Origin of the sequence: Desulforhopalus singaporensis (assembly GCF_900104445.1) — a bacterium.
Taxonomy (GTDB): Bacteria; Desulfobacterota; Desulfobulbia; order Desulfobulbales; family Desulfocapsaceae; genus Desulforhopalus_A; species Desulforhopalus_A singaporensis.
The window spans coordinates 35,381-53,818 of sequence record NZ_FNJI01000018.1 but is presented as its reverse complement, the minus strand read 5'-3'; the positions used below and the strand labels follow the sequence as shown (position 1 = coordinate 53,818).

Annotated in this window: 10 protein-coding genes; 9 read left to right on the top strand and 1 reads right to left on the bottom strand. The window is 49.9% G+C overall.

All coding sequences use genetic code 11. From position 1 onward, the window contains the following. Positions 1-59 precede the first annotated feature (59 nt). From BLQ17_RS13075 to BLQ17_RS13035, 9 genes are all read left to right on the top strand, one after another. Positions 60-1,157, top strand: coding sequence for a WD40/YVTN/BNR-like repeat-containing protein (locus tag BLQ17_RS13075; RefSeq protein WP_176761221.1), 1,098 nt, complete (start codon positions 60-62; stop codon positions 1,155-1,157). 1 nt (position 1,158) lies between these two features. Then, entirely contained in the window at positions 1,159-3,483 is a 2,325-nt protein-coding gene (locus tag BLQ17_RS13070; protein ID WP_092223558.1) for an efflux RND transporter permease subunit, read from the top strand. Positions 3,484-3,576: 93 nt separating this feature from the next. Next, entirely contained in the window at positions 3,577-4,524 is a 948-nt protein-coding gene (locus BLQ17_RS13065) for an amidohydrolase family protein (protein ID WP_176761220.1), read from the top strand. Between the two features lie 47 nt (positions 4,525-4,571). Then, positions 4,572-6,143 (top strand): class I adenylate-forming enzyme family protein, encoded by a 1,572-nt coding sequence (locus tag BLQ17_RS13060; protein WP_092223554.1) that lies wholly within the window; start codon positions 4,572-4,574, stop codon positions 6,141-6,143. Between the two features lie 27 nt (positions 6,144-6,170). After that, positions 6,171-7,649 (top strand): sodium/glutamate symporter family protein, encoded by a 1,479-nt coding sequence (locus tag BLQ17_RS13055; RefSeq protein ID WP_092223552.1) that lies wholly within the window; start codon positions 6,171-6,173, stop codon positions 7,647-7,649. Positions 7,650-7,700: 51 nt separating this feature from the next. Then, positions 7,701-8,909: a serine hydrolase domain-containing protein gene (locus BLQ17_RS13050; RefSeq protein WP_092223550.1), complete on the top strand. Its 1,209-nt coding sequence runs from the start codon at positions 7,701-7,703 to the stop codon at positions 8,907-8,909. Positions 8,910-9,489: 580 nt separating this feature from the next. Further along, positions 9,490-11,667, top strand: a complete 2,178-nt coding sequence (locus BLQ17_RS13045) for an ATP-binding protein (RefSeq protein WP_092223548.1) — start codon at positions 9,490-9,492, stop codon at positions 11,665-11,667. A 9-nt stretch (positions 11,668-11,676) separates the two neighbouring features. Continuing rightward, positions 11,677-13,104 (top strand): sigma-54-dependent transcriptional regulator, encoded by a 1,428-nt coding sequence (locus tag BLQ17_RS13040; RefSeq protein WP_092223546.1) that lies wholly within the window; start codon positions 11,677-11,679, stop codon positions 13,102-13,104. 330 nt (positions 13,105-13,434) lie between these two features. Further along, a complete protein-coding gene (locus tag BLQ17_RS13035; RefSeq protein ID WP_092223544.1) occupies positions 13,435-15,144 on the top strand; it encodes an amidohydrolase in 1,710 nt (569 codons plus the stop codon). A gap of 332 nt (positions 15,145-15,476) precedes the next feature. On the opposite strand, the gene BLQ17_RS13030 is transcribed toward BLQ17_RS13035, so the two are convergent. Then, on the bottom strand, positions 15,477-18,347 hold the full coding sequence (locus BLQ17_RS13030; RefSeq protein WP_176761219.1) for an NAD-glutamate dehydrogenase domain-containing protein: 2,871 nt from the start codon (positions 18,345-18,347) through the stop codon (positions 15,477-15,479). Between the last annotated feature and the right edge of the window lie 91 nt (positions 18,348-18,438).

Sequence of the window (18,438 nt, the reverse complement as noted above, 5' to 3'; positions counted from 1 at the left end):
GATGTCCGGAAATTTTCGGCGTCTCCCAGTCTGAGTTTTCAATAACTCAGGAGTTCTTCATGAATACTTTGGAAGTCACCGCAGGTTTTCTCAGCACAGGGAAATTGTTCAACGGATCATTCAAGGCGCACCTCTGCCTGGTCTGTCTGTTTTTGCTTGGTTTATCCTCTGTTACGGCCTATGCGGTAAGCAGCGAATCTTCGGTAATGGCGCCCAGGGCATCCCGTTCACTTCTGCTTGACTGCCAGGCAGTCGGCAGCTTTGCGGCAGCGGTCGGTGAAAGAGGCCATATTCTCACATCCGCTGATAACGGAAAAACCTGGTCCCAGGCCAATGTCCCCACCCGGGCCACATTAACCGGAGTATTTTTCCTTAACCAGAATCTCGGCTGGGCCGTCGGCCACGACCAGGTGATTTTGCGTACCAGAGACGGCGGGCGGAACTGGTCACTGCTCTACAGCAATCCGCAGGACGAGCGGCCGCTTTTTGACGTATTTTTCAAGAATGCAGAAGATGGCGTGGCGATCGGCGCCTACGGTCTCTATCTGGTAACCAGCGACGGCGGTGACACATGGACCGAGGGGGATTTCATGCCGAAAAAATATTCCTCAACGGTCAGTGACCAGGAGACCCGGGAAGGAGATGATGAAATCTGGGATTTCCATCTTTTTCAATACGCCCCATCGGAAAACGGGCACCGGTTTATCGCTGCAGAGACCGGAAATATTTTCCGCTCAGACGATAATACCAGCTGGATGGCCATGCCTTCGCCGTACAACGGTTCGTTTTTCGGAGTTCTTCCCCTGGAAGATGACACCCTGCTGATTTTCGGGCTGCGCGGTCACCTGTTTCGTTCTGAAGATGGTGGTGTGAGCTGGCGGCGGATTCCCGTTGGCAGCCAGGCGACACTTACCCGCGGGCTGCGGCTGAAAAGTGGTGAGATCGTAATTACCGGCCTTGCCGGAACCCTGCTTATCAGCAACGATGGCGGCAACAGTTTTGTCGTCAGACAGCAGCCCGACCGGCAGAATATACTCAAAGCCGTACAGACAGCCGACGAATCGCTGATTTTGACCGGAGCCTTTGGCGTCAAAAGATTAACTCTGGACAAGCTCGGTATCGGTAACGGGTCTGACCCACATGTAAAGGACAACTGATATGAAAACAGTGATATCCGGACTGGAAAACATTGTCTTTGGACACCGGCGTCTGTTTATAGCAATTTTTCTGATCTTAACGATATTCATGGGCTGGTCCGCTACCCGGCTGCGTATCGACGCGGGATTTGGCAAGCTTCTGCCTCTGCATCATGAATACATGAAGACCTTTGTAGAACACGGCAAAGAATTTGGCGGAGCCAACCAGATCTTAATCGCTCTGAAAGCCAAGGACGGCGACATTTTCACGCCTGAATTTTTTGCAACACTCAAAGCCGCAACCGACGAGGTGTTTTTTATCCCTGGAGTCGATCGGTCCAAGGTCCGGTCACTATTTACCCCAAACGTTCGGTTCACCGAGGTGACGGAAGAAGGGTTTGCCGGAGGAAACGTCGTCCCGGCCGATTTCCAGAACACTCCTGAAGGACTCCAGCAGGTACGCAAGAATATCCTTAAATCATCTGTCATGGGCCAACTGGTGGCCATGGATTTTTCTGCGGCAATCATAAGTGCCCAGCTGCTTGACATCCATCCGGAAACTGGCGAACGGCTAGACTACCTCGATGTCGCTAACCGGCTGGAAAAAGATGTCAGGAGCAAGTTTGAAACTGACAATATCAGTGTTCATATTATCGGTTTTGCCAAATTCATCGGCGACATGACCGACGGTGCCAGGCGGGTCGTCCTCTTTTTCGGAATCGCCTTTCTGGTCACCGCTCTGCTTGTTTACTGGTATTCCCAGTCCCTGGTATTGACCGCCATTTCACTGACCTGTTCCCTGATCGCTGTTATCTGGCAGCTCGGTCTGTTGCCGCTGCTTGGATACGGTATGGATCCCATGTCAATACTGGTACCGTTTCTGGTCTTTGCAATCGGTGTCAGCCACGGAGTGCAGATGCTTGGCGCAACCCGCTCGGAGGTATTTGGTGGTGCCGACAACATGTCGGCTGCAAGGGGAAGCTTCCGGCGCCTGCTGGTTCCCGGCTGTATCGCGCTTGCCAGTGACACCCTCGGATTTCTCACCATTTTGTTGATCGATATAAAAATGATCCAGGAGATGGCCATTACCGCAAGCATTGGTGTGGCGATGATCATTTTGACCAATCTGCTGCTGCTCCCGCTCCTTCTCTCCTGGGTCAGCTACAGCGAAGCATATAAACAAAAAACCAGGAAACGGGCGCGGAACATGGAAGGTGTCTGGCGCTTTTTAGCTAAAATTGCCGAGCCGAAACCGGCCGCCCTGGTGCTCCTGGTCAGTATAGGCCTGATTGTTTTTGGTGCCTGGAAGGGTGGTGACATTAAAATCGGCGACCTTGAAAGAGGGATTCCCGAACTTCGCGCTGACTCGCGCTATAACCGCGACAGCGACCTGATTACCAGCCATTTTTATATTGGCGTGGATATTCTGTCGGTGATTGCCGAAAGTGTTCCCGAGGCCTGCATCGACTACGATTTAATGACTGAGATAGACAGGTTTGCCTGGCACATGAATAACGTGCCCGGAGTCCTGACAGTTGTAAGCCTGCCTCGTGTGGCCAAGGCTGTCAATGCCGGCTGGAACGAGGGATACCCAAAATTCCAGGTTCTTCCGCGCAATCAGCTGCTGCTGGTGCAGTCGGTCAAGGGGCTGAAGACCAGCAGCGGCCTTTTCAACCCCGATTGCAGCGTTATGCCGGTACAGATTTATACCACCGATCATAAAGCGGAAACCATCGCAAGAATTGTTTCCGAGGTAAAAAACTATAGTAACCTGCACCCGATGGAAAACCTCAAGTTCAGGCTGGCTACAGGCAACGTCGGGGTCATGGCGGCAACCAACGAAGAGGTGTCGGCAGCACAGTTCCCGATCCTTATGTACGTTTTTGCTGCGATCATCCTGCTCTGTTACGCCACCTTCCGCTCGGTAAAAGCGCTTATATGTATCCTCGTCCCCCTCGGCATGGTCTCCCTGCTTGGTTATGCGTTGATGACCATGCTGAATATCGGTCTCAAGGTCTCCACGTTACCGGTCGTGGCGCTGGGTGTTGGAGTAGGCGTAGACTACGGCATTTACATATACAGTCGCTTCAAGAGCCTGCTGGACGAAGGTTTGCCGCTCCAGGAGGCCTACCTGCGTACACTGGAGATCACCGGTAACGGGGTAATATTTACCGGAATTACGCTGGCAATGGGTGTCGCAACCTGGATTTTCTCCCCCCTGAAATTCCAGGCGGACATGGGAATACTGCTGACTTTCATGCTGTTGGTCAACATGATCGGCGCAATTCTTCTGCTTCCCGCTCTTGCTACCTGGCTGATGCCCTCAAAACGCACAGCAAACAAGTAAGGGAAATCTTGATTATTTTGATGTAAACCAACTCGGGCCGTTTTTCATCCATACCGGAGACAGAGAAAAATGAGCCGTAAGGAGATTATTACTATGAACGTAGTGGATGTACGACTGGATTTTCCTCCTGGTGCGGATGAAATCGCAGGCAAAATGAAATTTTTCCTTCTGAACAAAGAGAAAAAAGGGTTGGCCAACTATCGGCACATCTTCGGGCAGAGGTGGGCTCAGCTCCTTGGTACAACCTTTGAGGAGCTTGAGCGAAAAGCGGAGGAGTTGCCGGAAGAAGAACTCGAACTCTTCCTGGTTAAATTAGCCGGAAAAATAACAATGACTCCTTCCCAGTTCAAGGATCAACTGGACAGCGCAGGGGTTCAATGGGGACTGATAGATAATGTCGATAACAGCAAAACGGTTGACCTGATCGAAAAAATGCCGGATAAGCTCAAGGGAATGGCGGTTTTCCACCCTTTTAAGGATGCCGACGAAGCGGTTTTCGAGGTTGAACAGGCGGTTAAGGTTTCCGGTTTTGCGGCAATTTACGCCAATGTTTTCCAATGGGGAATCAGTGCAACCGATCCCCGGTTTTATCCCTGTTACGCCAAGGCGCTGGACCTCGACGTCCCTGTCTTTATCTACACTGCGATGAGCTATAACACCGACCTGCCCATGGATGTCGGCCGGCCCCTGTATCTGGATAAAGTCGCGCGGGACTTTCCTGAGTTGAAAATAGTTGCCTCCTGCGGCGGCTGGCCATGGGTTCCGGAGCTGATAGGGGTGGCCCGTCGCCATAAAAATGTGTTTATCGACACATCTTCTCACCGTCCGAAATATCTCGCAGTACCGGGATCAGGTTTTGAGATGCTGATTCAGTTCGGCAACACCCTGTTGCAGGACCAGGTCGTTTTTGGTTCCGGTAACGGCGAACTGGCCCTGCCGATGACCCAGATTGTGGAGGAGATGAAATCTCTTCCGTTAAAAGAGGACGTCAAGGAAAAATGGCTCTACAAGAACGCTCTTCGCCTCTTTGAAAATAACTGACTCATCACAAACTCGTTGCGGAATGATCCTGAGAGAAAGGAGAAATTATGATCAACTCGGTACTTAAAAACAATATAGGAACACTGCTTGAAAAAGCGTCAGAGACATACGGTGCCAAAAAGGTGCTGCACTTTCATGATGACAACGTGTCATTCTCGTACCGGCAGCTCAACGATATGGTTAATCAATATGCCGTAGTGCTGCAATCCGCGGGGATCAGCAAAGGGGATCACCTTGCCGTCATGCTCTCCAACCGCCCGGAGTTTTTTCTGGTCTGGCTGGCGCTGGCGAAAATAGGTGCGGTAGCCGTGCCGCTGAATATTCGCTATCAGGTTGAGGATCTGGAGTATGTCCTCAACAATTCTGATGCGATCGGGCTCGTAATTGAAGACGAATTCGCCGAAGTTTTCAGGCAGGCGCGCGCCAATACACCAAATGTCAAGACGGTCTTTACTGTTGGTGAAAAAGCCGCGGACCTGGGGCTTGACCTGCCACAACTGGCAGCGGATAAACCGACCGATTTCAATGGGCCGGAAGTGACGGTCGAAACTCTGATGTCCATTCAGTACACCTCTGGGACGACCGGGTTTCCCAAGGGGTGCATGTTGACCCATGAATATTGGCTCACAACAGGGTTTGTTGGCGCTGAGATGGTGACTGAGGATGACATCTTTTTGTGTGTGGAACCGTTCTACTACATGGACCCCCCCTGGGAACTGCTCATGTGCATCATGAAGGGGATGACGATGGTGGCAGCCAAAAGCTACAGCCCGTCACGGTTCATGCCGCTGGTTCGCCAATATGATATTACGATCTCCTGGGCACTGTTATCTTACTGGATTTACAAGCAACCCGAATCACCTCTGGATAAGGCGCATAAACTCAGAATGTTGCTCAGCGGCGCCATCCTCAAAGATGTCCACAAACAATTTGAGGAACGCTTCAACGTCCCGCTGAGGGAAGGATACGGGATGACCGAAATCGGCCCCGGTATTGTCATGCCGCTCGAAGACAGCCATATGAGCGGTTCCGGCTCCGTCGGCAAACCGACCAAATTCCGCAGCATGAAAATAGTCGATGACGAAGGCCGGGAAGTGGCGCAGGGTGAAGTCGGAGAACTGTGGGTCTCCGGAGCGGGATTATTCAAAGGATACTACAGAAACCCCGAGGCGACGGCAGCAGCCTTTGCCGGAGAATGGTTCAGAACGGGCGATCTTTTCCGCCAGGACGCAGATGGCTACTACTTCATCGTAGGCAGGAAAAAGGATATGATCAGAAGGGCCGGCGATAATGTTGCGGCGGCGGAGGTGGAAAACGTCCTGATGAGTCATCCGAAGATATTGTCCGCTGCGGTTGTTGCAGTACCAGATCCGGACCGGAGGGAAGAAGTCAAAGCCTATGTTATTGTCGCCCAGGGGGAAAGTCAGCAGACAATTCCACCGCAGGAAATCATCGAGTTCTGCAAAGACAGGCTGGCGGATTTCAAGGTGCCGCGATACATCGAGTATAAAGAGGTTTTTCCGTTGACCCCCACCGGGAAAATAAGAAAACCGAATCTTCTGCTGGAAAAAGACAATCTTACGGAAGGTTGTTACGATCGGCTTTCGGAAAAAAATTAACGCGCTACAGCGCGGGAGAATCAAACAATGGAACAATTGCTTAGCCCTTACCTGACTGCACTGTTCTGGGTGGGTCTGCTGATACCGATTGGTATTGTTTTACGCAGCAAGATCCCTTTTTTTCAGAAATATCTTGTTCCATCAAGCCTCATTACCGGTTTTATCGGTATGATCCTCATGAATCTGCAGATTGTCGGTGTGCCAACTGCCGATGGGTGGGCGCCAATAGATTTCAAGACCTATGCCATGCTGACCTCCCTGATTTTCATCGCCAACTTTATGATGATTGGGCTCGCCTCGGGAAAATCAAATGGAGAAGGAGGAAAAACCAAAGAGATGACCAGGGGTGTTGTCTGGCTGTCTATTACCTTTTACGGCGGTTACGGAGTGCTGATCTTAACAGGACTTGCGGTTATCTGGGGATATAATTACCTGACGGGCGCAGGCCTGGAAAATGCCACCGCCGTCAACATGGTCCATGGGTTCACCGGGGGACCCGCCCAGGCTCTGACAATCGCTCAGATGTGGGTAAACAACGCGGCCAATGCAGATATAAATCACCTCTGGATCGTTTCCTCAGATGTACTGGTCATGGCGGTGAGCTATGGTGCCGCCGGATTTTTGATTGCCGCTTTCGTCGGTGTTCCGCTGGCAAATTACGGTCTGCGCAAGGGGCTCTCTGCCGATGCAACCAGCATCAAACTCGACGATGCCTTTCTCCGGGGGATCATGCCCGGCGACGCGAAGGAATCTCTTGGCCGTCACACCATGCATCCAGCCAGCCTCGACACCATTACTTTTCATCTCGCCATGCTGTGTATAGCCTTTTTCTTTACCTGGTGTTTCTGCTACGCATTGAAAATGGTGCTGCCAAAGGATATTGCAGTGCTGGGGTTCGGACTGATGTTTATGTGGGGACTGTTCTGCGGCCTTGTCTTGCGTAAAATTATCAATGTAATCAAAAAAGACTATCTGATAGACGATGATCTTGTACACCGTATCAACGGCACGCTGGTCGACTTCATGATGATCACGGCGCTCATGGCTGTCAAATGGGCAGTGTTGGGAAAGTATATTGTTCCATTTACGGTTACCGTTGTGTTGGCAAGTTTTCTCCTCTTCCTGTGGTTCTGGATCCCGTCTCGCTGGCTTGGCAGAAACGGACTGGAGCGGTTCCTGGTCAACTACGCGGCTTGTACCGGTACCCTGGCTTCGAGCCTGTTGCTGATGCGGATCGTTGATCCGAAAGGGGAGTCCCTTGTCCCTGCAGAGGCCGGTTTTTCACAGTTTATGTTGATACTTCCGGTAGCTCCCATGGCACTTTTTATTTTCCCTGCAATAGGTGTGAAAACTTCCATGACCACGGTTTTGTACACAGGTGTTGTAGTACTTGCTGTCAGTACGATCCTGATGCTTTGGCTGAAAGCCACAGGCTACTGGAAAGGCGGACAGGAAAAAGACGCCGAAGGTTGCGAACTGTCTGCCTCGGCACAACAGGGGCAGTAAGGAGTTAAAACACTAAGAAAAATTAGAGAACAGTAAACTGAAATTGTTACTATGAGCAATAACAAGACAAGCGAACAGTGGATGCGCGGTTTCCCGCCTCCTGAAGACAGGATTATCAGTGTCGATAAAAACAACCATTATAACTGGCCGGAACTATGCTGGACCTTCTCCAACACCCAGCAGCTTGTTCCCACCAAGTCGATATGGCGCGGACCTGGCGCAGCTTCAAAGCTTGAAGTTCAGGACGCAGGTATTGATAAGTTGACAATTACCGACCAGGAAGGCAAAAGTCTTGGTTGGCAAGAGGCGCTGAAAACAATCGACACAGACGGATTTGCCGTTTTGAAAAGAGGTGTGCTGGTATACGAAAATTACCAGGGGTATTGCGGACCGCACAAGACTCACCTGGTCATGTCTTGCGCCAAATCGTTTGTCGGTACTCTGGCGGAACTGATGATCGATGAAGGGACACTGGATGAAAACGCTCTAGTCCCGCACTACATGCCAGAATTAACTGACACCGCCTGGCATGACGCCACCGTTCGCCAGGTTATGGACATGCTGATCGGCATGCAGTTTCACGAAGACTATCTGGATCCAGGCTCCGATGTCTGGAAATACCTGCGCGCGGGCGGTATGGTTGCCGGCCGCCCCGAAGCAGGCCACCCGACCCATTTAGCCGAATACCTGATGACCGTTAAAAAACAGGGTGAACATGGAAAGGCTTTTGCCTATCGTGAACCAAACATCAACGTGCTGAGCTTCATAATCCAGCGGATAGCCAATAAAGACTTACAAGAACTGGTATCCGAAAGATTCTGGCAGCATATGGGAGCAGAACATGACGGCTGGTACATGGTGGATCCTGCAGGAATGAGCACAACAGCCGGCTGTACTCTTCGTGATTTTCTCCGTTTCGGCGAGTTGATACGCACCGGAGGAAAAAAACGTCAAGCGGTGTCCCCGGCCGTAACTGCTCGTCTGGTTAAGGGCGGCAGCCGGGAACTGTTTGCCAGGGCGCAATATCCCAAGCCCTATTTGCAGGGCTGGTCCTACAAGTCCCAGTGGTGGATTCGCCATAAAGAAGACGGCAACGCGATAACCGCCCGGGGTGCCCATGGCCAGCTGCTCTATATCGATCCCGGCCACGAACTGGTGATCGCCCGCTTCGGCTCAAGCGGGCTCCCGCCCGGCTACCTGAACGATCCGGTTCTGCTGCCCATGATTGATGCTGTTGCCGCCCATCTTGAAACATACTGAAGAAACAACCTGTATCACCATGCGAATTGGTAGATAGTTTCTTCGTCTAAGATAATATCGAAACTGCCTCCTGGAAAAACTCGCCAAAAGAATTAAGGTAACCTCCATCTCCCTCTCTACCTATCGTGGATATTCCACGATAGGTAGTAATGTTTCCCATAAATCGGACAAGGCCATCCATAGGCCCGGGCCAATCTTTTCGAAAAGACGCAAGTTATCAAGATCTGTTGACGATTTTTTAGCGTTTCAGCTGGTCAGGATCTGCTCGGTGAACAGTAAGAACAGAAGCGAGCACAGTTTTTATTTTGCTTTCTGTTGGCATCTCGATGTCTTTGATTTTTTGACATTGGTTCCGGTTTTATTCAACGTACCCCCTGGTAAGGCATTTGTGTGCTAAAGTTTTGAGGGTATAATGTTTCTTATAAAAGATCATCTCCTGAGACAGAATAATACTTTAAATAAGACTGCCGACTGAATCCCAGTACATTTTCACTCGACCGGTGTCTAATGTTTTTGATGCAGGTTAAATGGTCGAAAATGTTATGTATTAGTTTGTGAAAATTGTCGATAACTTTAAAAAATGTATCACAATAACTTATTATTGAACAATCCGCGCTTGTTAATTTTCGTTTCCATGGGCCAGCTTTTATACTGGGGCATGAGTATTCTGGTTGTACTCATTTTTTCTGGATCAATTGGATATGCCGAAGATAAACAAGACCCTTTGAGTCCTTCACAGCGTCAATGGCTTCGTGAGCATGAAGATGAAATTATCCTGGTGGAATATAACGGTTTTCCACCAATGGAATTTCGCAATGATGAAGATGAGTGGGTCGGAATTTCCAGTGATTACATAAATGTCATAGAAAAAAGACTTGGTTTTAAGTTTAAGAGAATTCGTGCTGAAGAATTGACCATGGACTCCTGGGTCGATTTGACTAAAAATAAAATAGTTACAAAATGTAATTTACAGAAAACCAGGATGCGGTCTGAACGGTTCCTGTTTACAGAACCATATGTGGAGTTTCCTCATGCAATAATTGTCAATAAAGATACTAAAGGTGATTTTTCTTTGGATAAGCTGAAGGGGATGAAGATTTCGGTTGCCCGCTATTATGCGATACATGAACTTCTTTCAGCCAGCAATCCTCATCTCGATTTGGATCCTGTAGATGGTGACCTGGTCGGATTGCAGCGAGTCGCTTTTAAAAAATCGGATGCAATGATCGTCAACTTTGCAACAGCATCTTATTATATTGAGAAGGAAGGGCTTGTAAATCTTCGTTTCGCCGGTACCGTGGGCGAACCCAACAAACTACGTTTTGCAACGTCTAGTAACTGTCCTGAATTTCACGAAATATTGAAGGTTGGCTTGCGGCAGATAGATGATAAAGAGCGCAAGGCTATTTATGACAGGTGGATTAGTTTAGGCCGTGAAATTTTTATAACGAGTCGAACATTTTGGAATATTATGTTCATCTCATCTGCCGTTGTCTTGGTCATCGTCCTGGTGTCCTTCAAGGTCAATAGCCTGCTGAAAGATAAAGTGGCACAGAAGACAAGGGAACTGGAGGAGGAACTTGCGGTGCGGGAGAAAATGGAAAAACAGATTCTCCAGGCACGAAAAATGGAAGCTATCGGAACCTTTGCGGGCGGCATCGCGCATGATTTCAACAATGTCCTCGGTACTATCATTGGCTATGGAGAAATGATTGAGCTTTTTGATATCAAAAAGGAAAATACTGTTCGCTCACATGTGCAAAAGATCCTCAATGCGGCCTATAGGGGGCAATCACTTGTGGAACAGATTCTTACTTTCAGTCGAAAAACTGAACCTCAAAAGATACCGGTTCGTACAGAGTCTATCGTTAACGAGGTTCTTGATTCTTTACGTGCTGGTCTGTCGGCAAATATTAATGTCGTAAAAAAGAACAGATGTGATAGTGACATGGTTGTGGCGGATCCGACCCAAATCTATCAGATTTTGATGAATCTGTGCAAAAATGCAGGGTATTCGATGCAAGATAGCGGCGGCACGTTAACCGTGATTATTGATGAATTACATAATTCCCCGGAAAATGATGCCCCCGTCTTCGGCCTTGAATCGAAGACCTATATTAAAATTTCGGTAACGGATACAGGTGTTGGAATGACCAGTGAAACAATGGAGCATATCTTTGAACCATTTTTTACCTCTAAACCACCTGAAGAGGGTTCCGGAATGGGACTTGCCATTGTGCACGGAATTGTCGCAAATCTCGATGGAGTAATCAATGTCATGAGTGAGCCGGGGAGAGGAACTGTTGTTGAGGTCTATCTCCCCAAGTATTTGGAAGGAATTGTGCCTGGTCCTGCGGGAGGAGATCCTGATACGACTTGTCGCAAGGGCTGTATTCTTCTGGTCGATGATGAGCTCTGGTTCATGGAGTATCTTAAAGAGATTCTTGAAAGGTTTGGCCATGAAATCATTATCAAGTGCGATGCTTTTGAGGCGCTCAGGTATTTCCATGTCCATGCAACGAGCATTGATCTCGTAATCAGTGACCAGTTGATGCCGCGCCTGACCGGTTTGGAACTGGCAAGCGAAATCAAGTTAAGCCGTCCCGATCTGCCAATAATCCTCTGTTCTGGGCTGCCTGCGCCTGTTTCTGAGTCTGAGTTGCGAAAATCAGGAATCGACACATTCATTCAAAAAACGATCGGGGCGTATCAGTTGATCGAACTCGTCGAGTCATTATTAACGAAAACAGAAGGGTGATAAAATAGCATGTCAAATGTTCTGATTGTCGATGACGATGAATCAATGTGCCAGATGTTGGTCGATCTGGTTGAAAGCCTGGAACACAACGCTGTCTATGCCCTCACGTTAACAGATGGGATAAGAAAAGCTCGCCACGGAAACTTTGATATAGTCTTGCTTGACGTGAACATGCCGGACGGGAGTGGGCTCAAGATAATTGATCAGGTCCGGGAAGTTGCGACTGCACCTGAGGTAATTATCATCACCGGAGCTGGAGATGCCGACGGGGCGGAGCTCGCCATTCGCAATGGCGCCTGGGATTATCTGCAAAAGCCGATCTCTTTAAAGAAAATTCTGTTACCTTTAAAACGGGCGCTCCAGTACCGGGACAGTCTGGAACAACCTCTTAAGGTTCCCATATTATTCAAGCGAGAGGAAATTGTCGGAGACAGCCCTAAGATGACGACCTGTCTTCAGGACGTAGTCAATGCCGCCAGTACCAGTGCAAGTGTCCTGATAACCGGAGAGACAGGAACCGGCAAAGAGCTTATTTCAAGAGCAATACATGAAAACAGCGCACGGGCCAAAAACAATTTTGTTGTCGTTGACTGTGCCAATCTTAGCGAATCCCTGTCAGCCAGCCAGCTTTTTGGATATAAGAAGGGTACTTTCACCGGCGCGGAAACATCGAGCAATGGGCTCATCATGTATGCTGATAGGGGTACTCTTTTCCTGGATGAAGTGGCAGAGTTGAGTCTAGATCTGCAGAAAATCTTTCTCAGGGTACTACAGGAACGACGGTATCGGCCGCTTGGAAGTAAAAAAGAATTTGCTAGTGACTTCAGATTGATATCTGCAACAAACAAAAACCTGGATCATCTGGTCAGTAAAGGTCTTTTCAGGGACGATCTGTTATTTCGGCTGCGGACCCTCTCCATCCATGTGCCACCTCTGAGGCAACGGATTGAAGATATAAAAAAGATTATTCTCTTTCACGGGCTCAGTATATTCTCCAGGTATGGCCTGGAGGTAAAAGGATTTTCTCCAGATTTTTTGGAGGTTTTGTGTTCCTACCCATGGCCCGGAAATGTTCGGGAATTGATCAATGCTTTGGAGTTTGCCATTCACAAAGGGGCATATGAACCTGTTCTCTACCCTCATCATCTGCCAGAGCATATTCGTGTTCACCAGGTAAAATCATCTGTTGAACAGCGGGCTGAAGTTGAGGGCAGCGGTGACCAGACTCAACATCAGATGAATTTTCCGGATTTTCCAAAATATAAAAAATTCAGGGAAGCCGTGCTTGTCAAGGCCGAAAAAGAGTATTTCCGGGACCTGATGCAGCTGACCAGAGGCGATATAAAAACTGCCTGTCGCTTAACTGGATTAGGCCGAACGAGGCTATACGCCCTCCTCAAAAAATACAGCGTCTCCAGGACAGGCTGGGACTCGTAAGCTGCTGGTACAGGTTTTTTCACCATAACAAGACATCTGTTCACTTTTTATGGACAAGTGTTCTTGTTTTTCAATATCTGTCTCCAGGTTCACTCTCCTGTCTTTTACCTGAGGTATTTTATAGTAGTTTTATATTATTAGTATTTTTTGTCACTGCCAGCGATGGAATCGGAATGATAGTTGTCTGGTGTGAATTTTGCTGCTGGGACCCAGGTGACACTGTTTTGTCATTGCAGAAATCTGTAGAGGTCGGTTGATGACAGAGGCTTTTTCCCCCTGTATCAGCCAAAAAAAGCAAGTAAAATTGAAACCTGGGTAAAGGGAGGAGAAATGGAACTTAAAAATCACTTGTTTGCTGTCTGCGCATCGCTGGCATTATCAGCAAGCCTGGTTGCGGGAACAGCATCGGCCAGGACGGGGGTGGATACTATCTATCACAATGGAACGGTAATCACCATGGACTCCGCCGACACAATTGTTGAGGCGGTGGCTGTTGATGACGGCATGATCGTTGGCGTCGGTAGCACCAGCGAGGTAATGAGCCAATTCAATGGTTCCGGTACGACAATCGTAAACCTTAAGAAAAAGACGCTGTTGCCGGGGTTCTACGATGCTCACAGCCATATTGGATATGCCGGGATGATTTATAAGTTCCAGGTGATTCTCAACAGTCCGCCAATCGGTACCGTGAAAAATATTGACGAGGTTGTCGCCGCCCTGCAGGAAAAGGCGCAGCAGACTCCAGAAGGGGAGTGGATCCAGGGGTTTGGATATGACGATACCCTGTTGGCGGAAATGAGGCATCCGACCAGGTATGATCTGGATCGTGTCTCCACGGTTCATCCGATTCTTATAACCCACACCTCAGGTCATCTGGCTGTTGCTAACAGTCTGGCCCTGGAAATGGCCGGGATAGATGCAAGTACGCAGCAGCCTGGCGGAGGAGTGATACGTAAGGATCCGAATACCGGGGAACCGACAGGGGTGCTTGAAGAAGGACCGGCCACCGGATTAGTCTCCGCGTTGATTCCTCCCCTTACCCCACCGGAGCTTATGGAAGGTATCGGCTACGCCGGACAGTTGTATGCCGCCAAGGGGGTCACCACCGGGAACAGCGGAGCGACGTCTGTGGGGTTTAGTCAACTCTTCAAAGGTGCGGCTTTGTCCGGTCTGCTCCCGATAAGGGTGAATTTGTGGCCAACCCTGGAGGAGGCCGATACCGCTTATGCTATGGATCTGGGAACAGATCTGCTCTCATGGGGGGGCGTCAAGGATTTTGCCGATGGCTCCATCCAGGGGTATACCGGTTACCTGAGTGAGCCCTACTGGGTTCAGCCTGAAGGATACAGTGAATATCGCGGCTATCCCAGATATTCTGCAGTGGAACTGGCGCTGAGGGCAAGACAGGTTCATGACAGTGGATACCAGTCCATCATCCATGGCAATGGAGATGCAGCCATAGACGATATTCTCGATGGCTGGGAGGCGGCCCAGGAGGCCAACCCCAGGGAAGATACCCGACATGTTGTCATTCATTCACAGATGATGCGTGAAGACCAGCTGGACAGGATGCAGGCCCTGGGAGCTATACCTTCGTTTTTTGTGCTCCATACGTACTATTGGGGAGAAAGGCACTGGAATATCTTCATGGGGCCTGAGAGAGCCGCAAGGATGAGCCCTGCTCGATCGGCTGTCGATCGCGGTATGCCCTTTACCTTCCACTGTGATACGCCGGTTGTGCCTATGGATCCGCTGCTCACGATATGGGCCGCAGTGAACAGAATGTCCTATGAAGGATTTTTTATTGGCGAAGAAGGCGACCTGGATCAAAGAATAACACCCATGCAGGCCCTGCGTGCTACAACCATATATCCGGCCTATCAGAACTTCGAGGAGGATATCAAAGGATCCATTGAGCCTGGCAAACTGGCCGATCTGGTAATTTTGTCAGATAATCCGCTTGAAGTGGCGCCTATGGATATCAGGAATATCGAAGTGATCGAGACCATTGTCGGCGGCGAAACGGTATATCAGAATTAACTACTGAGATAACTTTTTTTCCCCTCCATGACATGGTTGCCAGTCATGGAGGGAAAAAGGTCCTGTCCGCTTCAACAACGCAGAGCAGTGTTCATTACTTTTCGCACAACCTGTGTATCGAAGTTCTGATTTTTAGTCGCTGTATCCTGCTATTATCTGCGCCAGCCGGACCATAAGGTCGCCTGCCATCTATACAGCAGGTGACGGAACGTGCAGCTGGTTTATGCTCTGTTTTGTTTCCTGCTCTAATATAACGGCTTAAACGTTGCCGCTAAGGGAAACTGTAACTGCTTTACCCTCGGCAGCATGTCCTTGGCCGGGTTCTGCAATTGTCACTCAATAAAGGTCTGCAGGTAGTTATAGAAATCGATTTCGTTGCTGTCGAGTCCATAACTGTATACGAATCCGGTCGCAAGTTTTGTCGCAACTATGGCGCTCAGATAATTGTCGGGGACCCGTGACAGTATATTTTTAAGGCCGACAAGATCAAGCAGTGAATCGGGAGCATATTCTTCAACGACTTTTTGCCTCAACCTAGGCAGCGCCGGCAGGTCGGAGTTGAAGATTGCGTCGGTGATGGCGTTGATTTTGCGGCTTATTTCGTTGCTCAGACGGGTGAACGGAAGCTGGCTGTTCTGGTGCTCTTTCCAGAGCAGGTCGAACTCCTGCCGGGCGTTGCGCTTGATGATGGCGATCGTCTCCTGGACATACCGGTGCATGAAATCGGGTACGACACCTTTTTTGACCCGGAAGTTGTCTTCGAACTCTTCATCGCTCAGAGCCAGGGAAGAAAAGACTTCGAGCGACGAAGACGTCACCCCGCCCTTGTTGGCCGAGGCGTCCTTGATGACGATGACTCCGGACTCTTCCAGCCGCAGCCGGGCCTCTTCGGTGATAAAAAGATTAGCGCCTTCGACGATAAGCCTGAACTTTGGTGTTCCCGTTTCATCGAGCAGATTGTGCCAGTTGTTGATGTTGACAGCCGCCGGACGGCCGCCGCAGGGGACAAAGAGGTCGGCCCGGGAATAGGGACCCAGGTGAAAGGTGTTTCTGAACTCCTCGCCGTTCGGCACCAGGGTGCCGTCGGGGAGAGTGATCTGCTTGTCGTTGATGGAGACGAAAAAACCCTGGGCGGAAATGGCCGACCGGTCGAATTTTTCAACCATTTCCCTCTGTTTTGCCAGTTTTGCCAACTCATCACGGTTCAATCCGTCCGGGTCGTAGAGCACGCCGCTGCCGTCGATCACGGCGATCGTCTTGTCCCTGGAAATCTTGATTTCATTGCTGCCGAGATCCCCGTCGGGGCCACCGGTCTGGATCTTGGTTACGGCGGACTCCTCAAGCCCCATTTTTTCAAGCACTCCAAGAACATATTCATGGACGCTGGTGGTGGTCATCCCGTAAAGATCATGGGGGATGCCACCGTGTTCCGGTGCCTTACCGGTGGAAAATGCCCTCCAGAACGGATACCCCTGCTTCCTCCCGTAGTAGGGAACCCAGTCCATCAGGCCGGCGGTTTTTTCGTCGGGGCCGAAGAACAGAATTTCTTCCTGGCCATGACGATCGTAAACGTCATCGTGGGGGTTTATGATATCGAGGATGCTGTCCGTATAGTCCTTGAAGGCTCTTTCCGCTTCGTCCTGATTGCCGGCCCGCAGCAGGATGATGCCTTTGGAGCCTCCTTCCGGGATGTCCTTGTTCTTTTTCTGCTGGGTGAGTGCCAGGTTGTAGTTTTCCACGAAGGCGGTGTCGAGGTTTTTCCTGTATTCGGAGTAGTTTCTCGAGGTAACGATACGGATACCGCCCCTTGCTATATCACGAAAACGGATGTGGAACCCGACAAACGGGCGGCCTACGCAGAAAAACACGCCATACGGTTTTTCCGGGAAATCTATGTCATTGAGAAAGGAGGGGTCAAGGCGATAGACGGCACTGATCTTGTCCCTCCGGAAAAAATTGGTTTTCAGGATCATCTCGTTGAAGATGAGAAAATATTGAAATATTGTACGGTCCGTTGGAGATGAAACATGGGTTTCGATGGCTGCGTTGATTTTTGCGATGTGCTTGTCAACCCTGGCCTGGTCCGCTCTTTTCCTCGGGTGGAGACGGTTAACGAAGTCCTGATAGACAAGGGTGACGATCTCTGGATAGGTGAAAACGCTCTGGGTAATCGCCGCTTCGGTGAACGTGTCTTTTACCAGCCTGAGTTTCATCTTGTCCAGTATCCCTTTTGCCTCCGGCTGGTTCTGGAGGGAGTGGCTGAGGCTTGTGTACTCTTCTGTTAAAACGGTGATGAACTGGTTGGCAAAGGCGGCCGCGGAAATCGCGTACATCGCCGCCTGGGAGGAGAATGTGCCGCTGGTAAACAGATCGGTAATGGAATGTTCCGGCAGCATCACGATGGTGTTGAGCTCGCGGGAAAAATCCTCCGTGACCTCTGGGTTCATTTTTTTGAAATAGAAGGCGTAAATGGTTTTGTCGTCGAGAAATGGTTCTTTATATTTGCGGGTCGTGAAAATATCATAGGCCCGCATCTGGCTGGTGAATTTTGCCATGAACCGACGGGTACCCTGGCCGTGGATGCCTACCATTACCCGGGTTTCGTCGGTGCCTTCTTTTTCGGTGATGGCGATGTAGGGGGCTTCACGGTTCATCATCCAGGTCCACGCTTCCTGGTAACGGGCGAGGGTCTCCGGTTCCCGGTCCTCAAGAAAGGATTGTGAGCAGACATCTTTAAATACCGGTTCCTCGGTGGAAGCGGGTATCTCTGCAAATTCTGGTTTGTTGACGATATAGAGCCGCAGCCGCTCCTCCCGGGTTGGGGCAATGGTGCGATAACTTTCTACCCGGCAATCCGGATAATTGTTTTCGATTCGATTTTCGACTTCCTTGATTTTCGATTCTTCTACGATATAAAAGGCGTGATCAGGTTCTTCATGGATCAGTTCGATGCCGACACCGACCCCGCCGTACCTGGCCACAAGCTCCGATGCACTGGTGGCGATCAAGTGCTTTACCATCTCCTCTATGGGCGTGGTCCTGAAATAGTATTCGTCTATGCCCCAGGTCACGGTGAACCGTTCGATTTCGTCCAGGGTCTTTTCCCGGGTCATGAAACCGGATTCGAGGATGGCTTCTTCAAGAGCCACAAGGTCATCCAGGGTGAGATAAGATCTGGCCTCTATTTCTCTTAGACTCTTCATGATTCCCTCCATCCGATGATTTGTCCCTGGCCAAGAAAACGACCAGCCGCTTTCGTGTGTAGTCCCTGGGGACACGCAGGCACCGCTGAAA